The organism is Aeromicrobium duanguangcaii, from assembly GCF_024508295.1.
Taxonomy (GTDB): Bacteria; Actinomycetota; Actinomycetes; order Propionibacteriales; family Nocardioidaceae; genus Aeromicrobium; species Aeromicrobium duanguangcaii.
In genome coordinates, this window is sequence record NZ_CP101990.1 from 2,930,651 (window position 1) to 2,951,570 (window position 20,920).

Sequence of the window (20,920 nt, forward strand, 5' to 3'; positions counted from 1 at the left end):
TGGACGGTGGAGGCGCTCACAGGCGGAACACCCCGTAGCCGCGGGCGCCCTCGACGGGCGCGTTGGCGATGGCGGACAGGCAGATGCCCAAGATGGTGCGGGTGTCGCGCGGGTCGATGACGCCGTCGTCGTAGCCCAGGCCGCTGGTGAAGTACGCCAGCGACTGCTCCTCGATCTGCTGCTCGACGAGGTCCTTGATGCCCTGGAACCCCTCGGCGTCGAACGGGATGCCCTTGGACTCCGAGGACTGGCGGGCGACGATCTCCATGACGCCGGCCAGCTGCGCCGGGCCCATGACTGCCGACTTCGCGCCGACCCAGCTGAACATGAAGCGCGGGTCGTAGGCGCGGCCGCTCATCCCGTAGTGACCGGCGCCGTACGAGGCGCCCATCACGATCGAGATGTGCGGGACCTTGCTGTTGGAGACGGCGTTGATCATCTGCGCGCCGTGCTTGATGATGCCGCCCTGCTCGTACTCGGCGCCGACCATGTAGCCGGTCGTGTTGTGCAGGAACAGCAGCGGTGTGTCGATCTGGTTGGCCAGCTGGATGAACTGCGCGGCCTTCTGGGCCTCCTGGCTGAACAGCACGCCCTGGGCGTTGGCCAGGATGCCGATCGGGTGGCCGTGCAGCTGGGCGAACCCGGTGACGAGGCTCTGGCCGTAGAGCGGCTTGAACTCGTCGAACTCGCTGCCGTCGACCAGGCGCGCGATGACCTCACGCGGGTCGAACGGCACCTTGAGGTCGGTCGGGACGATGCCCAGCAGGTCCTCCTGGTCCAGCAGCGGCTCGCTGTAGACCGAGGCGGGGACGGGGCCGGCCTTGCGCCAGTTGATGCGACGCATGATCTGGCGGCCGAGTCGGATCGCATCGCGCTCGTCGACGGCCAGGTAGTCGGCCAGGCCGGACTGCTTGGCGTGCATCTGCGCGCCGCCGAGCGACTCGTCGTCGGACTCCTCGCCGGTGGCCATCTTCACCAGCGGCGGGCCGCCGAGGAAGACCTTGGCGCCGCCGTCGACCATGACGACGTAGTCGCTCATGCCGGGCACGTACGCGCCGCCGGCGGTGGAGTTGCCGAACACCAGCGCCACGGTGGGACGGCGGTCCTCACTGGCCTGCGTGATGTTGCGGAAGCTGGCGCCGCCGGGGATGAAGATGTCCTTCTGCGTCGGCAGGTCGGCGCCGCCGGACTCGACCAGGTTGATCGTGGGCAGCCGGTTCTCGGCCGCGATCTGCGCGGCGCGGAAGCCCTTCTTGACCGTGACCGGGTTGGACGAGCCGCCCTTCACCGTGGGGTCGTTGGCGATGATCATGCACTCGACGCCCTCGACGACACCGATGCCGGTGATGATCGAGCCGCCGACGGTGAAGTCGGTGCCCCAGCCGGCCAGCGCGCCCAGTTCGAGGAACGGCGCGTCCGGGTCGACGAGCAGCTCGATGCGCTCGCGCGCGGTCAGCTTGCCTCGGCTGTGATGACGGTCCACGTACTTCTCGCCGCCGCCGGCCAGCGCCTTGGCGTGCTGCTCGGCGAGGTCGGCGACGCGTTCGAGCGCCGCCTCCCGGTTCTGGGCGTACGCGGCCGACGTCGGGTCGACGGCGGTCCTGACTGCACTCATGAAGCGTCCTTCCACTGCAGGTCGACGGTGGTGTCGAGGTGGTCGATGAGCGAGGCGGCATCGGACTCGATGCGCTCGCGGTCGGTGGGCGAGAGGGCTCGCACGGGGGTGATCTCGAGCAGGACCGGGTCGGCCTTGCGCGTGGGCTTGAGGCGACGCCAGGTCGCGGCGACGACGCCGTCGATCAGGGCCAGGTTGCCGCCCCAGACGTCGATGACTCCGTCGCGCGCCGTGGGCACCTCGTAGTGCGAGCGGTCCTGGTAGGCGATGACGAGCTCGTCGAAGAGGCTCAGCAGGAACGTGGTGCCGTCCGAGGTGGGCGCGTCGAACGCCTCGGGCTCGACCTGCTCGAACGCGCGCCGCGCGTCGGTGAGGGTCAGGCCGGCCCACCAGGCGAAGTCGCGGGCGGTGGCGGGCGCGTGGCCGGCCAGGTACATCGACGCGAGACGGACGAGCGCCTCGTCGCGGTCGAGGTCGCTGGCCGGGATGCGCGAGGCGTAGGGAACGAAGGTGTCCCAGCTGCCGCGGCGAGGGCCGGTCGTGACGACCTTGTCCAGCTCGGCGCCCATCGTGACGTGCCCGAGCGCCATGCCCTTGAGCTCGACCCCGCGCTCGGCCAGGGCCGCTCCGATCTCCTTGCGGGTCAGCGGGGCGTCCGCGGCCTCGACGATCTGGCCGACCACGGCGACGAACCGGTCGCGGTCCTCGAGCAGACCGGTGGACCGCAGCTGCGGGCGCGACTGCGCGCGGATCCGGTCGGCCGTCAGGTCGAGCATCCAGCCGAGGTCCTCGACGCGGACGACGTGCCACGTCGGGCGCAGCACGTGGTGCCGCACCAGCGAGCCCTCGGCGATCTCCGTGGCGATCGCCTCACGTGAGGGCTTGTCCTTCGTGCGCCGGGCCAGCGACCACAGCGAGTCCTCGAACTCCTGGAACTGCACCGCGCCGAGGGTTCCGACGCACGTGGCGAGGTCCGGGAACGGCTCGCCGATCAACCGTTGCCGAGCCATCCGCTCTCCGCGGACCTGTGCTGGGCTCATGTCCGCCACCCCTCTCCACTTTTGGAAACGGTGACACCGTCCACGGACGAAAACGCGTGGATCCGTTTCCAAAAGTGGCTCGAGGGTGGGCGGTTGGGAGTCACTCAGTACCCCAGCAGCTTCGCGGCGAGGTCCTTCATGACCTCGGTGGCGCCGCCGCCGATGCCCAGGATGCGGGCGTCGCGGTAGTGGCGGTCGATCTCGGACTCGCGCATGTAACCCATGCCGCCGAAGATCTGGACGGCCTCGTGGACGACGTATTCGGCGCAGGCGACGGCCTGGTTCTTGGCCACGACAGCGTCGAGGATCAGGGTCGGGTCGGACTTGGGGGTGTCGACGGCGCGCTCGACGACCTCGCGGGTCAGGGCGCGGGCGGCGGCCGTGCGCGAGTGCATCTCGACCAGCTTGTGGCGGATGACCTGCCGGGCGATGAGCGGCTTGCCGAACGTCTCGCGCTCCTTGGCGTACGCGGCGGCGAGGTCGAGGGCGCGCTGCGCGGTGGCGTAGGACTGCGTCGCGAGGTTGATCCGCTCGCCGACGAACTGCTGGGCGATCAGGTAGAAGCCGCTGTTCTCCTCGCCGACGACGTTCTCGACGGGGACGCGCACGTCCTCGAAGGACAGCTCGGCGGTGTCGGAGCAGTGCCAGCCCATCTTGCGCAGGCTGCGGCCGACGGTGAAGCCGGGCGTGTCCTTGTCGATGACCAGCAGGCTGATGCCGCCGTGGCCCTCATCGCCCGTGCGGACGGCGGTGGTCACGAAGTCGGCGCGCACGCCGCTGGTGATGAAGGTCTTGGCGCCGTTGACGACGTAGTGGTCGCCGTCGCGGACGGCGCGGGTGCGGATGTTGGCCACGTCGGAGCCGCCGCCGGGCTCGGTGACGCCGAGGGCGCCGATCATCTCGCCGGCGAGCGTCGGGCGGACGTACCGGTCGATCAGGTCGGCGTTGCCCGAGTCGATGATGTGCGGCGTTGCGATCGCGTGGGTGAACAGGCTTGCCTGCAGGCCCGTCGATCCGCCCGCGGCGAGCATCGCCTCGGTGGCGATGCCGGCGTCGATCATGTCGCCACCGTCGCCGCCGACCTCCTCGGGGAACCCGACGGCCAGGAAGCCCGCCTTGGCGGTCTTGCGGTGCAGCTCGCGCGGGAGCTCGCCGTCGTCCTCCCACTGGGCGAGGTGCGGCGCGATCTCGGCGCGGGTGAAGGCCTCGACGGCCTGGCGCAGCGCCTGCCGCTCGTCGGTGTTCCAGGGGTTCATGCGAGCAGCTCCTCGGGGATGGTCACGATGCGGGCGCGCAGCCATTCGCCGAGCGCCTTGGCCTGGGGGTCGAAGCGCGTCGACGAGGCGACGCCCTCCCCCAACAGGCCGTGCAGGATCAGGTTGATGCCGGACAGGTTCGGCAGCGGGTGGACGTCGATCGCCAGGTCGGCCGCCTCGGGCAACAGCTCGCGGACGCGATCCTCGGTCAGGAAGGTCTCGAGCCAGGCGTAGGCCTGCTCGCGGCGCGGGTGGCTCGAGGGGATCCAGACGCCGACGTTGGCGTTGCCGCCCTTGTCGCCCGAGCGCGCGTGGACCAGGCGGCCCAGCGCGCTCGGCCGCCCCTCGCCACTTTTGGAAACGGATCCACCATTCTCTGCCGAACTTGCGTGGATCCGGTTCCAAAAGTGGCTCTCAGGGTCGGCCGTGACGGCGGGCGGGGCGATCTCCGTGCGCGAGCCGTCGGCGTGCACGACCACGTGGGGCACCTCGGCCTGCGGCACGTACGCCGCGCGGTAGATCCCGTAGGGGGCGCCGCGGCCGGGAGGCGCGGTCATCGTGAAGCCGGGGTACGACGCGAGGGCGACCTCGACGGCGGCGCCGCTGAAGCCGCGGCCGACCAAGTTCAGGTCGGCGTCCTTGACGTGGCAGCGCAGGATCGCGGCGGCCTCGGGCTGGGAGGCCGGGTCGCGGTGGTCGGTGCGCGCGAGGTCCCAGACAATCTCGGCGGGCGGGTTGCCAGCCAGGGCCGTCTCGATCTGGCGGCGCACCCAGGCGGCCTTCTCCTCGATGTCGAGGCCGGTCAGGACGAACTCCACGTTGTTGCGGAACCCGCCGAACGCGTTGAGGCAGACCTTCGTGGTCGCCGGCGGCGCACCGCCGCGGACGCCGGAGATGCGCACGCGATCGTCGCCGTCGGCGGCCAGGTCGATGCTGGTCAGGTCGACCACGACGTCGGGGTTCAGGTACCGCTGGTCCTGGATCTCGTAGACGAGCTGCGCGGTGACGGTGTCGACCGTGACCGCGCCGCCGGTGCCTTCGTGCTTGGTGATGACGACGTCGCCGGTCTCGCTGATCTCGGCGATGGGGAAGCCGAGCGGCCGGGTGGTGTCGATGTCGAGGAAGCCGCTGAAGTTGCCGCCCGTCGCCTGCGCGCCGCACTCGATGACATGGCCTGCCACGACCGCGCCGGCGAGCCGGTCGAAGTCCTCGCGCCCCCAGCCGAACTCGGCGATCGCGGGCCCGACGACGACGGAGGCGTCCGTGACGCGGCCGGTGACGACGATGTCGGCGCCGGCCTGCAGCGCCTCGGCGATGCCGAACGCGCCGAGGTAGGCGTTGGCGGTCAGCGCGTCACCGAAGCCGAACTCGGCCGAGCGCGCCACCAGGTCGTCGCCCTCGACGTGCGCAACGGAGACCTCGACGCCCTGCTCGGCGGCGACCTTGCGGATGGCGTCGGCCAGGCCGGCCGGGTTGAGGCCGCCGGCGTTGGCGACGACCTTGACGCCGCGCTCCTTCGCCAGCGCGAGGTTCTCGGTCAGCTGCTTGAGGAACGTCTTGGCGTACCCGAGATCGGTGTCCTTCATCCGGTCGCGGCCCAGGATCAGCATCGTCAGCTCGGCGAGGTAGTCGCCGGTGAGGTAGTCGAGCTCGCCGCCCTCGAGCATCTCGCGCATCGCCGAGAAGCGATCGCCGTAGAAGCCCGAGCAGTTGCCGACACGAAGAGTACGCACGGGACGAGTGTCCCGCGTCACAAAGAAACAGTCAAGCCTGCTTTTTAGTTTCCACAGCTTCGTTCCCGGCGACCGTCAGTCCGTACCGAGGTCCAGGCTCCCGAAGTAGGCAGTCAGCGCCACGGCGGTCGCAGCCCCACTCACCGCCACGACCTTCTTCTCGCGGGCCGATCCGTCGTGGCCACGCAGCAGAGCCGCGCCGAGCGCCAGGTTGGCTGCACTCCACGCCAGATTCGGCACGCGCCCGGACAGGCCTCTGCCGGGAGGGTCGGCGAAGGGAGTGGGGAAAGGCCGACCGATCAGGCCCGCGACGCCGTGGGGCACGGCGTTCACCAGCAGCGCGCCGGCAGCGGCTCGGGTCAGGGTGCTGCGAGAGCTCATGCATCCTCCTGGACGACACGGGGCGCGAGTGGGTTCACTCTCACACGTCGGGCCGTGAGTTGTCTGCCGCCATGTCCGAGGTGATGGGCGCCTGCAGCAGTCCGGCGAGCGCGTCACACAAGAAGGTGCCCGCCTCGGCCCAGCGCGCCGGTTGGCCGGACTGCTCGGCGAGCTCCTCGATCTGCGCGCACGTGGTGCTGATGATCTGTGCCGTCAGTTGGGCCCGCGCCCGGACCACGTTCGCGTCGAGGTGGGCCAGCCGCTGGACGACGGAGCGCGCGACGGCGCCTGCCATCGGGTTGCCCAACGGCCCGGACCGCAGCAGCTCGGCCGTCGGCGGGTCGTGGAGCGCCTGGTCGAGGAAGCGCGCGCGCCAGGATGGCGTCGGCAGCTCCGCCAAGGCCGACGTCAGCGGGATCACCGCTGACCGGATGTCGCCCAGCAACGAGTCCGACTCCTCGAACATCGCGCGACGACGTGGCTCGAGACCTGCTTGGTGCCGTTCGAGGAGGGCCTCGATCAGGCCGCGACGACCACCGAAGTAGTAACTCACCGCCGAGTGGTTGGTGTTGCCGGCGGCGTCGGCGATCTGACGGTCCGAGACCGTCGAAATGCCGTGCTCGGCGAACAGGCGCTCGGCGGCGTCGAGCAGGAGATTCCGGGCGTTGGGGCGCGCCATGAGTTCCTTCCGCGAGCCGAGGTGACGAGGACAACCCTAGCGAGACCCCGCCGAATTAAGCCAAGTGCCTTACGCTGGGACGTGGCCGTTCCACCGGCCGTCCCCCTTTCACCCTTCGCGCCCACGCGCGATCCGAGGAGTCACCTGTGTCAGCAACCCCAGCGACGGCCGAGCCGCGCGCCCACGAGAAGTACCCGCCGCCCCCGCCGGAGACGCCGGCTGAGCGCAAGGGCCGCCTCATCGCGCTGTTCGTCATGCCGTTCCTGATCGTCACGATGATGTACGCGACGTACATGGGGACGATGCACAACCCGCACCCGCGCGACCTTCCGGTCGCCGTCGTCGGTCAGGGCGAGGTCGCGCAACAGTTCGCCGACAAGCTCGAGGCCGACTCCGACGGTGCCCTCGACGTTCGCCGCGTCGATGACGCCGCGGCGGCTGCGGAGCTGATCCGTGACCAGGAGATCGGCGGCGCGATCGAGATCCCGGTGACCGGCACGGTCGCGAAGGTTCACCACGCCATGGCCTCCGGTGCCTCGCAGGCCACCACCGTCGACAAGCTCCTCGTGCCGGCAGCGGTCGCCAACGGGTGGCAGGTCGAGACCAACGACCTCGTGCCCCTGCCGGAGTCCGACGGCACGGGCACCATGGTGCTGTTCGCGGCGATGGGCATGATGTTGGCCGGATACGTGCCGCTGAGCACGCTCCTCGCCGGCCTGCCGAACCTGCTGCGCGTGCGGCGCTTCCTTCCGATCGCCGTCGGCTGGGGCGCCCTGACCAGCTCGCTGATCTGGCTCATCCTGGGACCCCTCGTCGGAGCGGTGGACGGGCACTACCCGCTGTTCCTGGGCGTCGGAACGCTCGCGGTGACGGCGGTGGGCGTCTCGCAGTTGCTGTTCACCAAGGTGCTCGGACCGTTCGCCGTCCTCCTGGGCATGCTGATGTGGGTGATCTTCGGCGTCCCGTCGTCGAACCTGGCGATGTCGGTCCACACCATGCCCGAGTTCTTCCAGTGGCTGCACGAGATCCTGCCGCTGCCTGCCGCCGGTGAGGCGCTCCGGTCAGTCATCTACTTCGATGGCGACGGCTTCGGCAGGCACGTGCTGACGCTCGCCGCATGGCTGGTCGTCGCGCTCACCCTGGCGATCGTGAAGGAGCGCCGCTCCGGCCACCTCGTCGTGGGCGGCCCGCTCTACACCGAGCCGGACGCACCGCTGGCCGCCCTGCCGGGAGGTCCCGTGGCGCCCTACCGCACGCGCTTGGTGGCGGTCGCGATGTTCCCGCTGGCCATCATGATCACGGTCGTCACCTTGATGAGCTTCTCGATGCACGAGGCCAAGGTCGCCGACATGCCCGTCGCCGTGGTCGGCCCCGCCGCCCAGGCCGGTGCCTTCGTCGACGGCGTCGAGCCGCAGCTCGGCGAGTTCGTCGACCTGCGGGTCGTGGACTCCGCGGCCGAGGCCGAGGACCTGGTCCGCAGCCAGGAGATCGTGGCGGCCTACGTGCTGCCGTCGGCGGCCGGTCAGGATCCGACGCTGGTCACGGCCGGTGGCGCGGGCTCCAGTCAGCAGTCGGCCGTCACGCAGATGTTCGACGCCGTCGCCGCCGGGTCGGGTTCTGAGCTGGCGCACGATGACATCGCCCCGCTGAGCGACGACGACGTCAACGGCAGCAACAGCCTGTACGTCGGCATGGGCTGGATCATGGCGGGCTTCCTGTTCTTCGCCGTGATGCGCGGTGGCGCCCCGGACCTGACCCGCACGCGCCAGCTGTTGCCGCTAGTGGCGGGCTGGTCCGTGGGGATCTCGGTGTGGCTCTGGTTCCTCTACGACGTCCTGATCGGCGCCGTGAACGGCCACGCCCTCGAGCTGATCGGCTTCGGCGCCCTGACGGTCTTCGCCGTCGCCTGGGCGAGCGCGGCGGTGATCCGGGTCTTCGGACTGGGTGGCCTGGTCCCGGTGATGATCGTCGTGATGCTGGCCGGCGTGCCGGCCTCCGGCGGCGGCCTGTCGCTCTACATGGTGCCGGAGTTCTTCCGTCCGCTCGCCGACATCCTGCCGTTGCCCGCAGCCGTCGACATCGCCCGTTCGGCGGTCTATCTGGACGGAGTCGGCATCGGTCGCGACGTCATGGTCATCGCGATCTGGGGCCTGGTCGGCCTCGCGGTGAACTTCCTCGTCGTGGATCCCTGGCTTAACCGGAACGGGGCGCGCCCGCCGGCGCCCCTGGGCCCGCGCCACATGCCCGAGCGGGGCAAGGCGAAGGCACCCGTCGACACCGAGGACGACCTCGTCGTCGCCGGCGCTGAACCGCGCCGCCCGGGGTCGCGCCGCCGGAACTGAGCGGTCGGCTCGAGTCTCATTGGGGAGGATTGCGGTCATTCAGTGACTGCGATCCTCCCCAATCTTCTGGGTCCTCCTTCGGTTGTCCGCACCGCAGGGCGTACGAATTCGCTCGTGACCGTCTCTCCATCGACGACACCAGCGGCTCACGAAGATGGAGAATCCCATGCCCAGCTATCGAGCGACCACGAACGTCCACCGCGCCTCAGGCACGAACCGTCCATTCATCCGCAGCCTTCTGCTTTCGCTTGCGATCGCGGTGGGCCTGCTCGCCGGGGCGCCGACCGCCCAGGCACAGGAGCGCGCCACGACCGATCCGCTCGGCGGCGGGTCGAGCGCCCTCGACCTCTACCAGGTCAAGGTGGTCAACAACGCCAAGGGCGTGCGGATCACCGTGAAGATGAAGGCAGTCGACTGGGAGTCGGAGTCCACCCCCGTGGGCGAGTTCCGCCTGCTGCTCGACACGAACCACCGCTCGCGCGGTGCCGAGTTCGCCGAAGAGGTCGGCATCCCGGGTGACGGCGGCTTCCGCGCGCTCACGGGGTCGAAGAAGCACCGCACCAGCTGGCGGACCTACCCGTTCGCCGGGAAGTGCGGCAAGACGGTGCGCGAACGGTACGACCTCGAGGCCGGCAAGGTCGTCGTTCACGTCAAGCCGAAGAAGGGCTGCCTGTACCACCCGAAGTACGTCCGGGTGAACGTGCGGACCATCCAGTCCGGGCAGATCGACGAGTTCGGCTACCACGAGTACACACCGGCTCGCATCGATCACCTGCCGTACAAGAAGACGTTCACGCCGCGGGTGAAGTACTCACGGAAGTGACCCCAGCACGAAGCGCACGGTGGCTTGCCGGGCGCTTCGTGCCTTCGCGGCGAGTTCGTCGAGTCACAGACGTTGCGCGGATTCGCTTCCGACCCAACTGGCGACTGCCCGGGTAACCTCCCGTCAGCATGAGCGGACCTCAGACTCGGCCGCGTTCGAAGGTAGTCCTGTGGCCGGAGACAAGATCCTCTCCAGAACGAAGTAGTTGCTCTACTCGTAAAGGCATCAAAACCTCCGCACCGAGGAGCTTCCGCCGCTTAGCCTGACGGCGTGCTACACCCTGCCTCGACGGCCTCCGTGACAACGCCCTCGCAGCCCGCTTCATTGAAGCTTGGACACATCTTCGTCGGCCTCGGCGGCGAACACGATCCGCCGATCGCGCTCGAGGACATCCATGTCATCCGGCACAGCTTCAATCCCGGTTCACACGACGGACTCCGGGGTCCCGAGGACCTGGGACTGGAGCGCGTCCTCGCCTACACGCGTCAGCAGAGCGTGCTGACCAGGCGATTCCCGGCGGATCCCCCGCGCTACTGGGTGATCCTCATCGCTGACGGGCAGAAGCGGTCCCGTCTTTTCGGCACGTTCGAGAACCGAGGCGAGTTAACCGAGCTCCGTGACGACACGCACCGAACGTTCGACCTCGGCCCCAGCGATTTCCTCGCTCCCTTGGCGGGCCGACTCGTCGTCGAGTGGAACAGTCCACGTAACTGGCACCGCAGGGCAGCGAGTGCCGCGAGGCTGCCCGTGCTGGAGATCGCCGACCGCGACAAGGTCCCCTTCCCCGGGTTCGACGGCGTGCGCCTGACCTTCCACGAGCTACAGGAAATGGTTGAGAGCCACCGGCATGAGGATTGGCGATCCGCGCTGCGGGAGGTCCAGGGCATCTACCTGATCACCGACTCGACGAACGGTAAGCAGTATGTGGGCAAGGCTGACGGCGCCGAGCGGATCCTCGGACGCTGGACGGCCTACGCCAAGGACGGGCACGGCGGAAACGTCGGCTTGCGCGAACTTGCCTACGAGAGTGTGGGTGGTGACGTCGCGAAGACCGTGCACGCTCGCCACTTCGTGTTCAGCATCCTTCGAGTTTTCGGTCCGAGCACGCCGGCGTCCGAGGTCAACGCAGCAGAGTCGCACTTCAAGGAGAGCCTGCTGACGCGCGAATTCGGTTTGAACCGGAACTGATCGGCACTCGGCCATGACGATCGACACCGACTTCGACGTGCGGCTCGACGTTCGAACTCCACACCGACACGCCGGGCGTTTACCTGCACCATCGATCCGACAAGGGCGATTTCTGGCTCTCCAGCGACTCGATCATCCCAACGTTCACGACGCAGGCAGCGATGCAGCCGATCATCGGCTGTGCCGACCCAGCGAGCATCGAGAGCTTTGTCCACCTCGCGTACACGGTCGGCGGTTTCATCATCTGGCCCGGCCAGCGAGTCGACGGAAAGCAGACACTGAACGGCGCGCGAGGATTCCACCCGCACATCAAGGACCGCATGGACCTAACTCTCGAGTGCATCCGCCGTCACTATTGCGGCCTGCCGAGTCCACTTGGGGAGACGTTAAACCGATACACGGACTTCTTCGAGTTGTTCAACGGCTTCGCCGGTTACGTCGAGTTCTTCCTGCTGCAGGACCTGCTCACGCCCGACGATGGGGTCGACTTCTTCCTGCCCTTCGAAGATTTCCGAGGGCCGGCCGTGCCCCGTGACCTCGATGGCTACATGGCCTACCGCGAACGGACTATTGCGTTCATCGCTCATAGAAACGAACGGATGCTCTCTTCCCAGGGCCAGTGAGTTCGCGGTTTTGGCGCAGAGACGTCAGCCAGCGGCAAGCTTGCGGACCACGTACCAGTTGGGGCTGATGTGCTCTTGCGCCGCATGCATCGCCAACGAGCGCCGGTGCATGTTCTCGCCGATGCGGGCATTGAAGGTCCCGAGTACCGGCGCTCAGCGAGCGGCTTCGGGACTGACTCGCCGTTCTCCTGGATGGCTTCGACGACGGCGGCCACGAGCGCCTCCAGTTTGTCGACCACATCAGCTCGCGACTTCGCCAGCCACGACGGTGACAGAAACTCCAAGCACGTGGTGACCCGCTCGCCGTCTTCGTCCGACCCCGTCACGCGGTACGTGTTGTACGCGACGTTGCGTCGCCCTAGTGTGCTCCGGACCTGGCCCTCTTCTTGTCGATCGCGCCCTCGACACCCTGGCGTCGACCTGCGCACCTTTCAGCACGGGTTCGGTGCGCAAGTCCACACATCTCGGCCGGGCGCTGCGCGCGGCCGGACTCAGCCAGCGGTCAGCGCTCGGCCAACGGCTTGGGGTCGTTGCCCGGCAGGCCGGCGAAGGCCTGGACGATGTCGAGCCAGTGGTCGGCGGCGGGGCCCTCGGCGGTGACGTCGACGTCGGAGCGGTGACGTCGACGGGTGGCCAGCAGGGCGAAGTCCCAGGCGTCGCCGGTGACGCGCTCGGGCGAGTCCTCGGGGCCCCAGGTCCACACCTCGCCGGACGGGGCGGTCAGCTCGACGCGCGGCTGGACGTCGGGCGCCTCCTCGCCGCGCATCATGTGCGTGAACGTGAACGTGCGGACGCCGATGTGGCACACGTGCTTGACGCGATCGGTGCGCGGCACCGAGATGCCGAGCGCCTCGGCGACGTCGTGGCTGTGCGCCCAGGTCTCCATCAGTCGGGCGGTGACCATCGAGACAGGGCTCATCGGCGGGCCGAACCACGGGATCTTCTGGCCCTCGGGAACGGACTTCAGCGCCTCGACGAGAGCCGCGCGGCCGGCTCGCCACGCCGGCAGCAGCGATTCCGGCGGCTCGAGCGCGAGCTCGTCGGTGGCCTGGTCGATGTAGCCCTCGGGGTTCTCCAGCGCCGCCATGATCAGCGCGTCGAACGCCGCCTTGTCATTGATGGCGTGCGTCGAGGTGACGTCGGTCCAGTGCAGGTGCGCGACCTGGTGGGCGACGGTCCAGCCCTCGGGCGTGGTGACCGTGGCCCACTCGTCGGGCTTCAGGCCGGCGACCCAGCCGTCCAGCTGCAGCGATTCGGCGGCCAGGTCGTCCAGGACGGTGTCAAGAGTGGTCATCGTTCCAGTTCTCGGTCGAGGGTTTCGGCCCAGGCGTCGAGGATCGAGGCCCGGCGGGTGGAGTCGTCGGTCAGGGTCGCCGCGAGGCCGAGGCCACGCAGCAGGTCGAGGGTGGCCTGGACCAGTTGACGGTTGCGTCCACGCGACTCGTCGACCTGGAGCAGCTCCACGGCGCGGGCGTGCGTCTCGCGGCCCACGCGGCGCTCGAACGGGGCGACCTTGGCCTGCAGGTCGGGATCGGTGCGCGCCGCGACCCACAGCTCGAGAGCGGCGAGGAAGACCGGCGAGGTGAACTGGCCGGCCAACAGATCCAGGACGGCCCGCGTGCGGCCCTGCTCCGGCAGCAGGTCGAGGTCGACGAACAGCTCCTCGCGGCGTCGCTCGGCGATGTACTCGACGGCGGCGACCACGAGGTCCTGCTTGCTGGGGAAGTGGTGCAGCTGGGCGCCGCGGCTGACGCCGGCCCGCTGGCTGACCACGGTGGTCGACGTGCCGGCCCAGCCGAACTCGACGAGGCAGTCGACCGTGGCCTCCAGGAGGCGCTGCCGCATGAGCCGCGTGCGCTCGGGCTGCGGCGTCCTCGTGGGGCTGTCGGTCACCGGCCCAGCATGCTCGACGACACACTTACCGTCAAGCCTGTCGGTTTCTTCTGGTGCAGCGAGTGCAAAAGTAGTCACGAGTGATGGTTGTGGCTCAATAATGCTCGTGTGACCTAGGTCATCCCTAGGGTTTTGGAGGCCGAGCTTCCGTTCGGCACCCCCGACGAGAGTGAAACCCGATGCTGAAGCGCGTCACCTCGATCGCGACGAGCGGAGCCCTCGGGCTCGCCGCCGCGGTGGCCCTGCTCCCCGCGAGTGCCCACGCCGCCCCTGCACCCGCCACCTACATGGGTCACGTCCAAGTCGTGAGTGACGACGGAAACATCGTCGGTTGCGTCGCTCCAGGCCCGAGCTACACGCTCCGCGGAACCGACAACGCCTTCGTGGTCACCGCGACACCGGGGTCACGCCAGAATCTCATGATCGAGGGTTCGCCCGACCTGGCCCTCGGTGTCGATTCCTCGGCCTACCCCCAGATGTCCTCTGGGTCACCGAGTGCCTACACCTTCCTCAAGGAGGGGTCGCCGACCCCGGTCGGGTCCAGCTCCGTCGGCGGCCGCCAGACCGCCATCTGGACCATCGACCCGGCAACCCGGGAACTGTCCGCCGACTATGTGTGGGAGGACCTGTCCTCCGAGCGGGTCGCGCCCTGGTACTCGATCTCCGGTTGGCAGGGCGTGACCAGGAGCGTCTCCGCCTTGCACAGCAGGTTCCCTTGGGAGATCTACGGCGCCAGGTTCCGCGTGGGAGGCAACTGCTCGGGCTCCGTCGCGGACGACGTCCCGTTCGGTCGACAGGCGATCACCTTCACGTCGTCCGCCCCCAGCCCCGCCTACCCCGGCAAGACGTACGACATCACCGCCACCGGTGGCGCGTCCGGCAAGCCGGTGACGCTGTCATCGACCACCGCCGAGCACTGCACGATCGACGGGTCCACCGTCACGTTCGGCACGCCCGGCACCTGCACGATCGAGGCCGGCCAGGCCGGCTCCGCCAGTTACACGGCGGCACCGAGCGTCACGCAGGACATCACGGTCAGCGCGATCCCCAGCACTGTCACCGTGAACCTCGCACTGCCCTCGGTGGTCACGGGCCAGAGCACGACGGCCACCGCCGTCGTCGACGTCGCGGCGGGCTCGCTCGCCGCAGCCGGCGGCACCGTGCAGTTCACGGTCGACGGCACCGCGGTCGGCTCCCCCGTCGCGATCGACGCCGACGGTCATGCCGTCAGCGAGGAGCTCGGCGGCCGTGTCGGCCCGCGCCAGGTCGTCGCGACCTACGTGCCGGCGGACAGCACGCACTACGTGGGCTCGAGCAACGCGGCGGCTCTGACCGTCGCGGCGGCGGACACCACCACGAAGGCCTCCGTCACCGCGTCCGAGATCACCGCCACGGTGCAACCGGTCGCCCCCGGTGCCGGAACCCCGACCGGTGAGGTCACGTTCCACGTCGACGGCACGAAGGTCGGCACCGCCACCCTCGACGGCGGCACCGCGAAGCTCCGTTACGCCGTCCCGACCGACACGACGCACGCGGTCTCGGCCGAGTACGCCGGTGATGCGGACTTCACGGCCTCGTCGACCTCGACGTCGCGCGCGAACCCCGGCATCACCGCCAAGGTCAGCTCGAGCAAGAAGTCGCGCAACGGCTGGTACCGCACCCCGGTGAAGGTCACCTTCACCTGCGACGCGAAGGGCGCCGAGCTGGTCACCCCCTGCCCGAAGCCCGTCACCGTCAGCAAGCAGGGCGCCAGCAGCGTCAGCCGCACGATCCGCACGGCCGACGGCGGCATCGCCACCGCGACCGCCGCGGTGAAGGTGGACCGCAGCAAGCCGCGCGTCTCCATCAAGGGCGTCAAGGCCCGACGCGGCTACTTCGACGCGCCGAAGCCCACCTGCAAGGTCACGGACTCTGTGTCGGGCGTGCAGACGTGCAAGGTCACCTCGAAGCGTCGAGGCACCAAGGTCGTCGTCACCGCGAAGGCCACGGACGTCGCCGGCAACGTTCGCACCAAGCGCGTGACGTACCGCCTCGCGAAGTTCACGATCCGCGGCGCGAAGAAGGTCGGCAACACGTACCGCGTGAAGCAGGGCAAGACCTACACGCTGCAGGTGCGCGGCGCGAAGGCTCGCTACGTCTACGCGACGCCGGCCCCGGGCAAGCCGAACCGCGGCTCGGTGCCCTTCAAGAAGGCGGGCAAGAACACCTGGACGCTCGGCGTGACGATGTCGATGACGACGAGCGGGACCCGCTCGTGGAACCTCGGCTACACGCAGAACGGCAAGCTGCACGTCATCAAGGTGAAGGTCACGGGCTGACCTAGTCCGCGAGCTCGCCCTTGAGCAGGTCGGGCTGAGCCCCCGTGTCGTCGACCCCGACGGCCGGGGGCTCTCCGATGTGCGTCAGGGCGAACTCCGCGGCCAGTTCGATCGCCAGGTCGGCGTCGGGCAGGTACCCGGCCATGATCGGGAACGCGTGCAGCTGCCCGCGCCACAGGTGCACGTCGACCTCGACGCCCTTGTCGTCGAGCAGCAGCGCGAAGGCCTCGACCTCGGGGCGCAGGAACTCGTCCTCGACGGCCACCAGGTGCGTGGGCGAGGTGATGTAGGCGGTCGCGTGCAGCGGATCGGCGAACCCCTCGATGATCGCGTCGTCCGACAACCACAGCCGGCGCAGCGCCGCGACCCGCGCGATCGGCAGGATCGCCTCGCGGACCTTGTCGACCCGCATCACGTTCTTGTCCTGGCGGTCGGGCTCGAGGCTCAGCAACGGCGAGAAGGCGATCAGCGCGGCGGGCGCGGGGAGGCCGCGCCGGCGGGCCAGCTCGGCGACCTTCATCACCAGGTAGCCGCCCGCGGAGTCGCCCGCCACCACCACCTTCTCGGGGTTGCCGGCCCGTTCGAGCACATCGGCGTAGGCGCTGATGGCGTCCTGGACCGAGTCGGCGACGGGGTGGCCCGGCAGCTTGCGGTAGTCGATCGCGTAGATGGTGCCGCCCGTGACGCGCACGATCTCCTCGAGCATCGAACGGTAGGAGTGGACGCTGCCGGTGAAGAACCCCCCGCCGTGCAGGTAGAGCAGGTGCAGTCCGGTCGTCGGGCCGTCGCCGGGCGTCAGCACCTCGCCGGGCACGCCACCGATCTCGCCGACCTCGGCCGCGATGTCGGACGATCCGCCGCGGTTGACCGCCGCCGAGAACCGCTGGAGCCGGCGGAACGTGCGCTCGTGCACCGGCGCGAGCCGCAACAGCGGCTTGACCGTCATCCGCGCGCCCCGATCCACCATCCTGGCCAGCGGCGTGGGGTCGTCGTGGAGCGTCGCAGCAGTGTGCACGGCACGCATCGGACGACGGCGTCCGGAGCCGGAATGCGAGCGATGAGCCACGACTTCACTGTACGGCGGGGCACCGTCGGACGCCGTCCGCGAGCGGCCGGATCACACGAGACACGTGCGAATCCCACTGCTCCGATAGCCTGAGGGTGTGGTGACGCTCGAGGAACTACAGGTCCGCACTCTCGGCGAGTGCCGATACGACTCGCCGCTGTCCGAGTACGTCGCGAACCGCACCACCAACACCTACTACGTCGCCGAGACCGATCGCGTCCTCATCGACGACACGATCTCGCTGCTGGCGGCCCGCGGCGACACCCCCTTGACCGAGGTGCCCTCGTTCGAGCCCGGCGGCCCGCGCCGCAAGATCTTCTTCGACCCGAAGAAGACGAAGGTCGGCATCGTCACCTGCGGCGGCCTGTGCCCCGGCCTCAACGACGTCATCCGCGCCATCGTGCTGGAGCTGTTCGAGCACTACGGCGTCACCGACATCACCGGGTTCAGGAACGGCTACGCCGGCCTCGTGCCCGGCAAGGCCCCGGACCCGGTCACCCTGACCCCCTCGTTCGTCGACACGATCACCGATCGCGGCGGCACGGTGCTGGGCTCGTCGCGCGGCAGCCAGAACGTCCCGCAGATCGTCGACAACCTGGTCCACCGCCAGATCGACATCCTCTTCGTCATCGGTGGCGACGGCTCGATGCGCGGCGCCCACGCGATCGCCGAGGAGACCCTCGCCCGCGAGCTCGACATCGCCGTCGTGGGCGTGCCCAAGACGATCGACAACGACATCCCGCTGATCGGCACGAGCTTCGGCTTCCAGACCGCGTACGCCAAGGCCGCCGAGTCCATCAAGGGCGCGCGCGTCGAGGTCGAGGCGGCCATCGGCGGCGTCGGCGTCGTCAAGGTCATGGGCCGCGCCGCCGGATTCATCGCCTGCTACTCGGCGCTGGCCAACCACGACGCCGACTTCGTGCTGATCCCCGAGGTCCCGTTCAGCCTCTCGGGCGAGAACGGACTGCTCGCGTCGCTGCGCAAGCGCGTCAAGGAGCGTGGCAGCGCGGTCATCGTGCTGGCCGAGGGCGCCGGGCAGGACCTGGTCCCGGCCAGCCGCCGCAAGGACGCCAGCGGCAACCCGATCCTGGGCGACTTCGCCGGATTCCTGCGGGCCCAGATCGCCCGTGAGTTCAAGGACCACGACGAGCCGCTGACGCTGCGCTACTTCGACCCGGGCTACATGATCCGCTCGGTCCCGGCCGACGCCGCCGACTCGGTGTACTGCACCCGCTTGGCCCAGGCGGCCGTCCACGCCGCCATGGCCGGACGCACCGACATGGTGATCGGACGACCGCGGCACCGCTTCGCCCACGTGCCGATCTCGGTGGTCGTCAAGAACACCCAGAACGTCAACCCCGACGGCGATCTGTGGCTGTCGGTGCTCGAGTCCACGGCCCAGCCGTTCGACATGTCCTGATCGGCGCAGCCTGGTCGAGTTCTGAGGGGCGGACGCCGTTCCCACATCATGAGACACCCGGAAGGCTCAGGCGAAGGGTGACAGGCTCGACCTGTCACCCCGACGCCGAAGGAGCACGTATGAGCGAGAACTGGTCGTTCGAGACCAAGCAGATCCATGCCGGCCAGACGCCCGACCCCACCACGGGTGCGCGCGCGCTGCCGATCTACCAGACCACCTCGTACCAGTTCCGCGACACCCAGCACGCCGCCGACCTCTTCGGTCTGGCCGAGCCGGGCAACATCTACACGCGCATCATGAACCCGACCCAGGGTGTCGTCGAGGAGCGCCTCGCGGCCCTCGAGGGCGGCGTCGGCGCGCTGCTCGTGGCCTCGGGCCAGGCCGCCACGACCGGTGCGCTCACCAACGTCGCCGAGGCCGGCGACCACATCGTCGCCTCGGCCAGCCTCTACGGCGGCACCGACTCGCTGCTGCGCCACACGTTCCCGAAGCTGGGCATCCAGGTCACCTTCGTCGAGGACAACAACGACCCGGCCGCCTGGCGCGCCGCCGTCCAGGACAACACGAAGGTGTTCTTCGGCGAGACCATCGGCAACCCCAAGGGCGACATCCTCGATCTCGAGGCGATCAGCGCAGTGGCGAAGGAGGTCGGCGTGCCGTTCATCGTCGACAACACCGTCGCGACGCCGTACCTGCTCAACCCGCTCAAGCACGGCGCCGACACGGTCGTGCACTCGGCGACGAAGTACATCGGCGGCCACGGCACGGCGATCGCCGGCGTCGTCATCGACGGCGGCACCTTCGACTACGCCGCGCACGGCGACAAGTTCCCCGGCTTCACCACGCCCGACGCCAGCTACCACGGCCTCGTGTTCGCCGAGGCCCTCGGCCCGGCCGCGTACATCACGAAGCTGCGCGTGCAGTACCTGCGCAACGTGGGTCCGGCCGTCGCCCCGTTCAACGCGTTCCTCATCGCCCAGGGCCTCGAGACCCTGAGCCTGCGGATCGAGCGCCACATCGAGAACACCCGCAAGGTCGCCGAGTGGCTGCAGGCGCGCGAGGACGTCGCCAAGGTCACCTGGGCCTCGCTCGACGGCAACCCCTACAAGGAGCTGGCCGACAAGTACACGCCGCGCGGCTCCGGCGCGGTGCTCACGTTCGAGCTGCCCGGCGGCATCGACGCGGGCCGTCGCTTCATCGACGCGCTCGAGCTGTTCAGCCACGTCGCGAACATCGGCGACGTCCGCTCGCTGGCGATCCACCCGGCCAGCACGACCCACTCGCAGGGCACGCCCGAGGAGCACGCCGCCACCGGCGTCACGCCCGGTCTGGTCCGCCTGGCGATCGGCATCGAGGGGATCGACGACATCCTCGCCGACCTGGACGCCGGCTTCCGCGCAGCGAAGTAGTCCGTGAGCACCATCCAGCCGCTGGGAGACCTCACCCTCGAAGGGGGTGAGGTCCTCCCGCGTCTGGAGGTCGCGTACGACACCTGGGGCGAGTTCACCGGCGACAACGCCGTCCTCGTCCTGCACGCCCTGACCGGCGACTCGATCGTGGCCGGCCCGGACGGTTGGTGGAACCGGGTCGTCGGCCCCGGCCTGGGCATCGACACCGACCGCTTCTTCGTCGTCGCGGCCAACATCCTGGGCGGCTGCAAGGGCACGACGGGTCCGGCCTCCGAGGGCCCCGACGGCCGGGTCTGGGGCAACCGCTTCCCCGCCGTCACCGTGCGCGACCAGGTGACGGCCGAGGTGATGCTCGCCGACCAGCTGGGCATCGACCGCTGGCACGCCGTGATCGGCGGCTCCGCCGGCGGCATGCGCGCCGTCGAGTGGGCGGTCATGCACCCCGAGCGGGTGCAGCGGCTGTTCCTGCTGGCGTCCTCGGCCTACGCCTCGGCCGAGCAGATCGCCTGGACCACGACACAGGCCGACATCATCCGTGCGGCCGGGCCCGTCGCCGGACTCGAGCTGGCCCGCCGGATCGCGCACACCACCTACCGCAGCGAGGCCGAGCTGGCCGAGCGGTTCGGCCGCGAGGTCCAGGCCGACAGTCGCTACGCCGTCCAGTCCTACCTGCAGCACCACGGCGAGAAGCTGGTCAAGCGTTTCGACGCCTGGTCGTACATCGCCCTCGGCGACGCCATGAACAGCCACGACGTCGGCCGTGGCCGCGGCGGGCTCGCGGCCGCCCTGGGCCGGGTCACCGCGCGCACCGTCGTGGCGGCGATCGACTCGGACCGGCTCTACCCGCCGTACCAGCAGCAGGAGCTGGCCGATCTCATCCCGACAGCCGAGCCGCTGGCCGTCGTGACCTCGCCGCACGGCCACGACGGGTTCCTCATCGAGCACGAACAGGTCGGCGCGCTGGCCCACGACCTCTTGGTGAACTGACCGCTCCTCGCCCGGATGCGAGTCCCGGCGGTGCGTCATCTCGAACGCCGCCGCCCGAGACGGCAGGAAGGCCGTCGGCAAGCGGGGCGGCAGCTCGCCGGCCTACGAGGACCGGACCGTCGACGACCTGCGCAAGCGCGCCCAGGA

General features: G+C 69.5%; 16 protein-coding genes and 2 pseudogenes. 8 read left to right on the top strand and 10 right to left on the bottom strand.

Annotation, left to right across the window (positions count from 1 at the left end; translation table 11 throughout):
- Nucleotides 1–16 precede the first annotated feature (16 nt).
- The 6 genes from NP095_RS14335 to NP095_RS14360 all read right to left on the bottom strand — a co-directional run bounded on the left by NP095_RS14335 (nucleotide 17) and on the right by NP095_RS14360 (nucleotide 6,704).
- Nucleotides 17–1,615 carry an acyl-CoA carboxylase subunit beta gene (locus NP095_RS14335; protein ID WP_232418535.1) on the bottom strand — a complete coding sequence of 533 codons (1,599 nt, stop codon included), beginning with the start codon at nucleotides 1,613–1,615 and terminating at the stop codon, nucleotides 17–19.
- Entirely contained in the window at nucleotides 1,612–2,655 is a 1,044-nt protein-coding gene (locus NP095_RS14340) for a winged helix DNA-binding domain-containing protein (RefSeq protein WP_232418534.1), read from the bottom strand. The genes NP095_RS14335 and NP095_RS14340 overlap by 4 nt, the downstream gene beginning before the upstream one ends.
- A 104-nt stretch (nucleotides 2,656–2,759) precedes the next feature.
- On the bottom strand, nucleotides 2,760–3,911 hold the full coding sequence (locus NP095_RS14345) for an acyl-CoA dehydrogenase family protein (protein WP_232418533.1): 1,152 nt from the start codon (nucleotides 3,909–3,911) through the stop codon (nucleotides 2,760–2,762).
- Nucleotides 3,908–5,644 carry an acyclic terpene utilization AtuA family protein gene (locus NP095_RS14350; RefSeq protein ID WP_232418532.1) on the bottom strand — a complete coding sequence of 579 codons (1,737 nt, stop codon included), beginning with the start codon at nucleotides 5,642–5,644 and terminating at the stop codon, nucleotides 3,908–3,910. Before NP095_RS14350 ends, NP095_RS14345 begins: the two co-directional genes overlap by 4 nt.
- 75 nt (nucleotides 5,645–5,719) lie before the next feature.
- Nucleotides 5,720–6,025, bottom strand: a complete 306-nt coding sequence (locus NP095_RS14355) for a hypothetical protein (protein WP_232418531.1) — start codon at nucleotides 6,023–6,025, stop codon at nucleotides 5,720–5,722.
- Nucleotides 6,026–6,065: 40 nt separating this feature from the next.
- Nucleotides 6,066–6,704 carry a TetR/AcrR family transcriptional regulator gene (locus NP095_RS14360; protein ID WP_232418530.1) on the bottom strand — a complete coding sequence of 213 codons (639 nt, stop codon included), beginning with the start codon at nucleotides 6,702–6,704 and terminating at the stop codon, nucleotides 6,066–6,068.
- Nucleotides 6,705–6,850: 146 nt separating this feature from the next.
- Here NP095_RS14360 and NP095_RS14365 point away from each other — a divergent pair, with 146 nt between their 5' ends.
- The 4 genes and pseudogenes from NP095_RS14365 to NP095_RS14380 all read left to right on the top strand — a co-directional run.
- Nucleotides 6,851–9,046: an ABC transporter permease gene (locus NP095_RS14365; protein WP_232418529.1), complete on the top strand. Its 2,196-nt coding sequence runs from the start codon at nucleotides 6,851–6,853 to the stop codon at nucleotides 9,044–9,046.
- A gap of 166 nt (nucleotides 9,047–9,212) precedes the next feature.
- Nucleotides 9,213–9,869, top strand: a complete 657-nt coding sequence (locus NP095_RS14370; protein WP_232418528.1) for a hypothetical protein — start codon at nucleotides 9,213–9,215, stop codon at nucleotides 9,867–9,869.
- A gap of 297 nt (nucleotides 9,870–10,166) precedes the next feature.
- Nucleotides 10,167–11,057, top strand: coding sequence for a GIY-YIG nuclease family protein (locus NP095_RS14375; RefSeq protein ID WP_232418527.1), 891 nt, complete (start codon nucleotides 10,167–10,169; stop codon nucleotides 11,055–11,057).
- Nucleotides 11,058–11,107: 50 nt separating this feature from the next.
- A pseudogene (locus NP095_RS14380) lies at nucleotides 11,108–11,680 on the top strand (DUF6994 family protein); the annotation flags it as partial.
- Between the two features lie 24 nt (nucleotides 11,681–11,704).
- On the opposite strand, the pseudogene NP095_RS15330 reads toward NP095_RS14380, so the two are convergent.
- The 3 genes and pseudogenes from NP095_RS15330 to NP095_RS14390 form a co-directional block, all read right to left on the bottom strand.
- A pseudogene (locus NP095_RS15330) lies at nucleotides 11,705–11,809 on the bottom strand (hypothetical protein); the annotation flags it as partial.
- 373 nt (nucleotides 11,810–12,182) lie between these two features.
- Nucleotides 12,183–12,974 (bottom strand): TIGR03084 family metal-binding protein, encoded by a 792-nt coding sequence (locus NP095_RS14385; RefSeq protein ID WP_232418525.1) that lies wholly within the window; start codon nucleotides 12,972–12,974, stop codon nucleotides 12,183–12,185.
- Entirely contained in the window at nucleotides 12,971–13,573 is a 603-nt protein-coding gene (locus NP095_RS14390) for a TetR/AcrR family transcriptional regulator (RefSeq protein WP_232418524.1), read from the bottom strand. The genes NP095_RS14385 and NP095_RS14390 overlap by 4 nt, the downstream gene beginning before the upstream one ends.
- Before the next feature lie 179 nt (nucleotides 13,574–13,752).
- Between NP095_RS14390 and NP095_RS14395 the strand changes: the two genes are divergently transcribed.
- Nucleotides 13,753–15,891, top strand: a complete 2,139-nt coding sequence (locus NP095_RS14395; RefSeq protein ID WP_232418523.1) for an Ig-like domain-containing protein — start codon at nucleotides 13,753–13,755, stop codon at nucleotides 15,889–15,891.
- A gap of 1 nt (nucleotide 15,892) precedes the next feature.
- Here NP095_RS14395 and NP095_RS14400 read toward each other — a convergent pair whose 3' ends face one another.
- Nucleotides 15,893–16,957 (bottom strand): alpha/beta hydrolase, encoded by a 1,065-nt coding sequence (locus tag NP095_RS14400; protein ID WP_232418522.1) that lies wholly within the window; start codon nucleotides 16,955–16,957, stop codon nucleotides 15,893–15,895.
- Between the two features lie 97 nt (nucleotides 16,958–17,054).
- On the opposite strand from NP095_RS14400, the gene NP095_RS14405 reads away from it, so the two are divergent.
- The 3 genes from NP095_RS14405 to metX all read left to right on the top strand — a co-directional run bounded on the left by NP095_RS14405 (nucleotide 17,055) and on the right by metX (nucleotide 20,773).
- The gene (locus NP095_RS14405; RefSeq protein ID WP_232418521.1) at nucleotides 17,055–18,377 is read left to right on the top strand and encodes an ATP-dependent 6-phosphofructokinase; all 1,323 of its coding nucleotides are present in this window, start codon (nucleotides 17,055–17,057) and stop codon (nucleotides 18,375–18,377) included.
- 119 nt (nucleotides 18,378–18,496) lie between these two features.
- Nucleotides 18,497–19,786 carry a bifunctional o-acetylhomoserine/o-acetylserine sulfhydrylase gene (locus NP095_RS14410; protein ID WP_232418520.1) on the top strand — a complete coding sequence of 430 codons (1,290 nt, stop codon included), beginning with the start codon at nucleotides 18,497–18,499 and terminating at the stop codon, nucleotides 19,784–19,786.
- 3 nt (nucleotides 19,787–19,789) lie between these two features.
- Nucleotides 19,790–20,773 carry a homoserine O-acetyltransferase MetX gene (gene metX / locus NP095_RS14415; protein ID WP_232418519.1) on the top strand — a complete coding sequence of 328 codons (984 nt, stop codon included), beginning with the start codon at nucleotides 19,790–19,792 and terminating at the stop codon, nucleotides 20,771–20,773.
- Nucleotides 20,774–20,920: the final 147 nt, after the last annotated feature.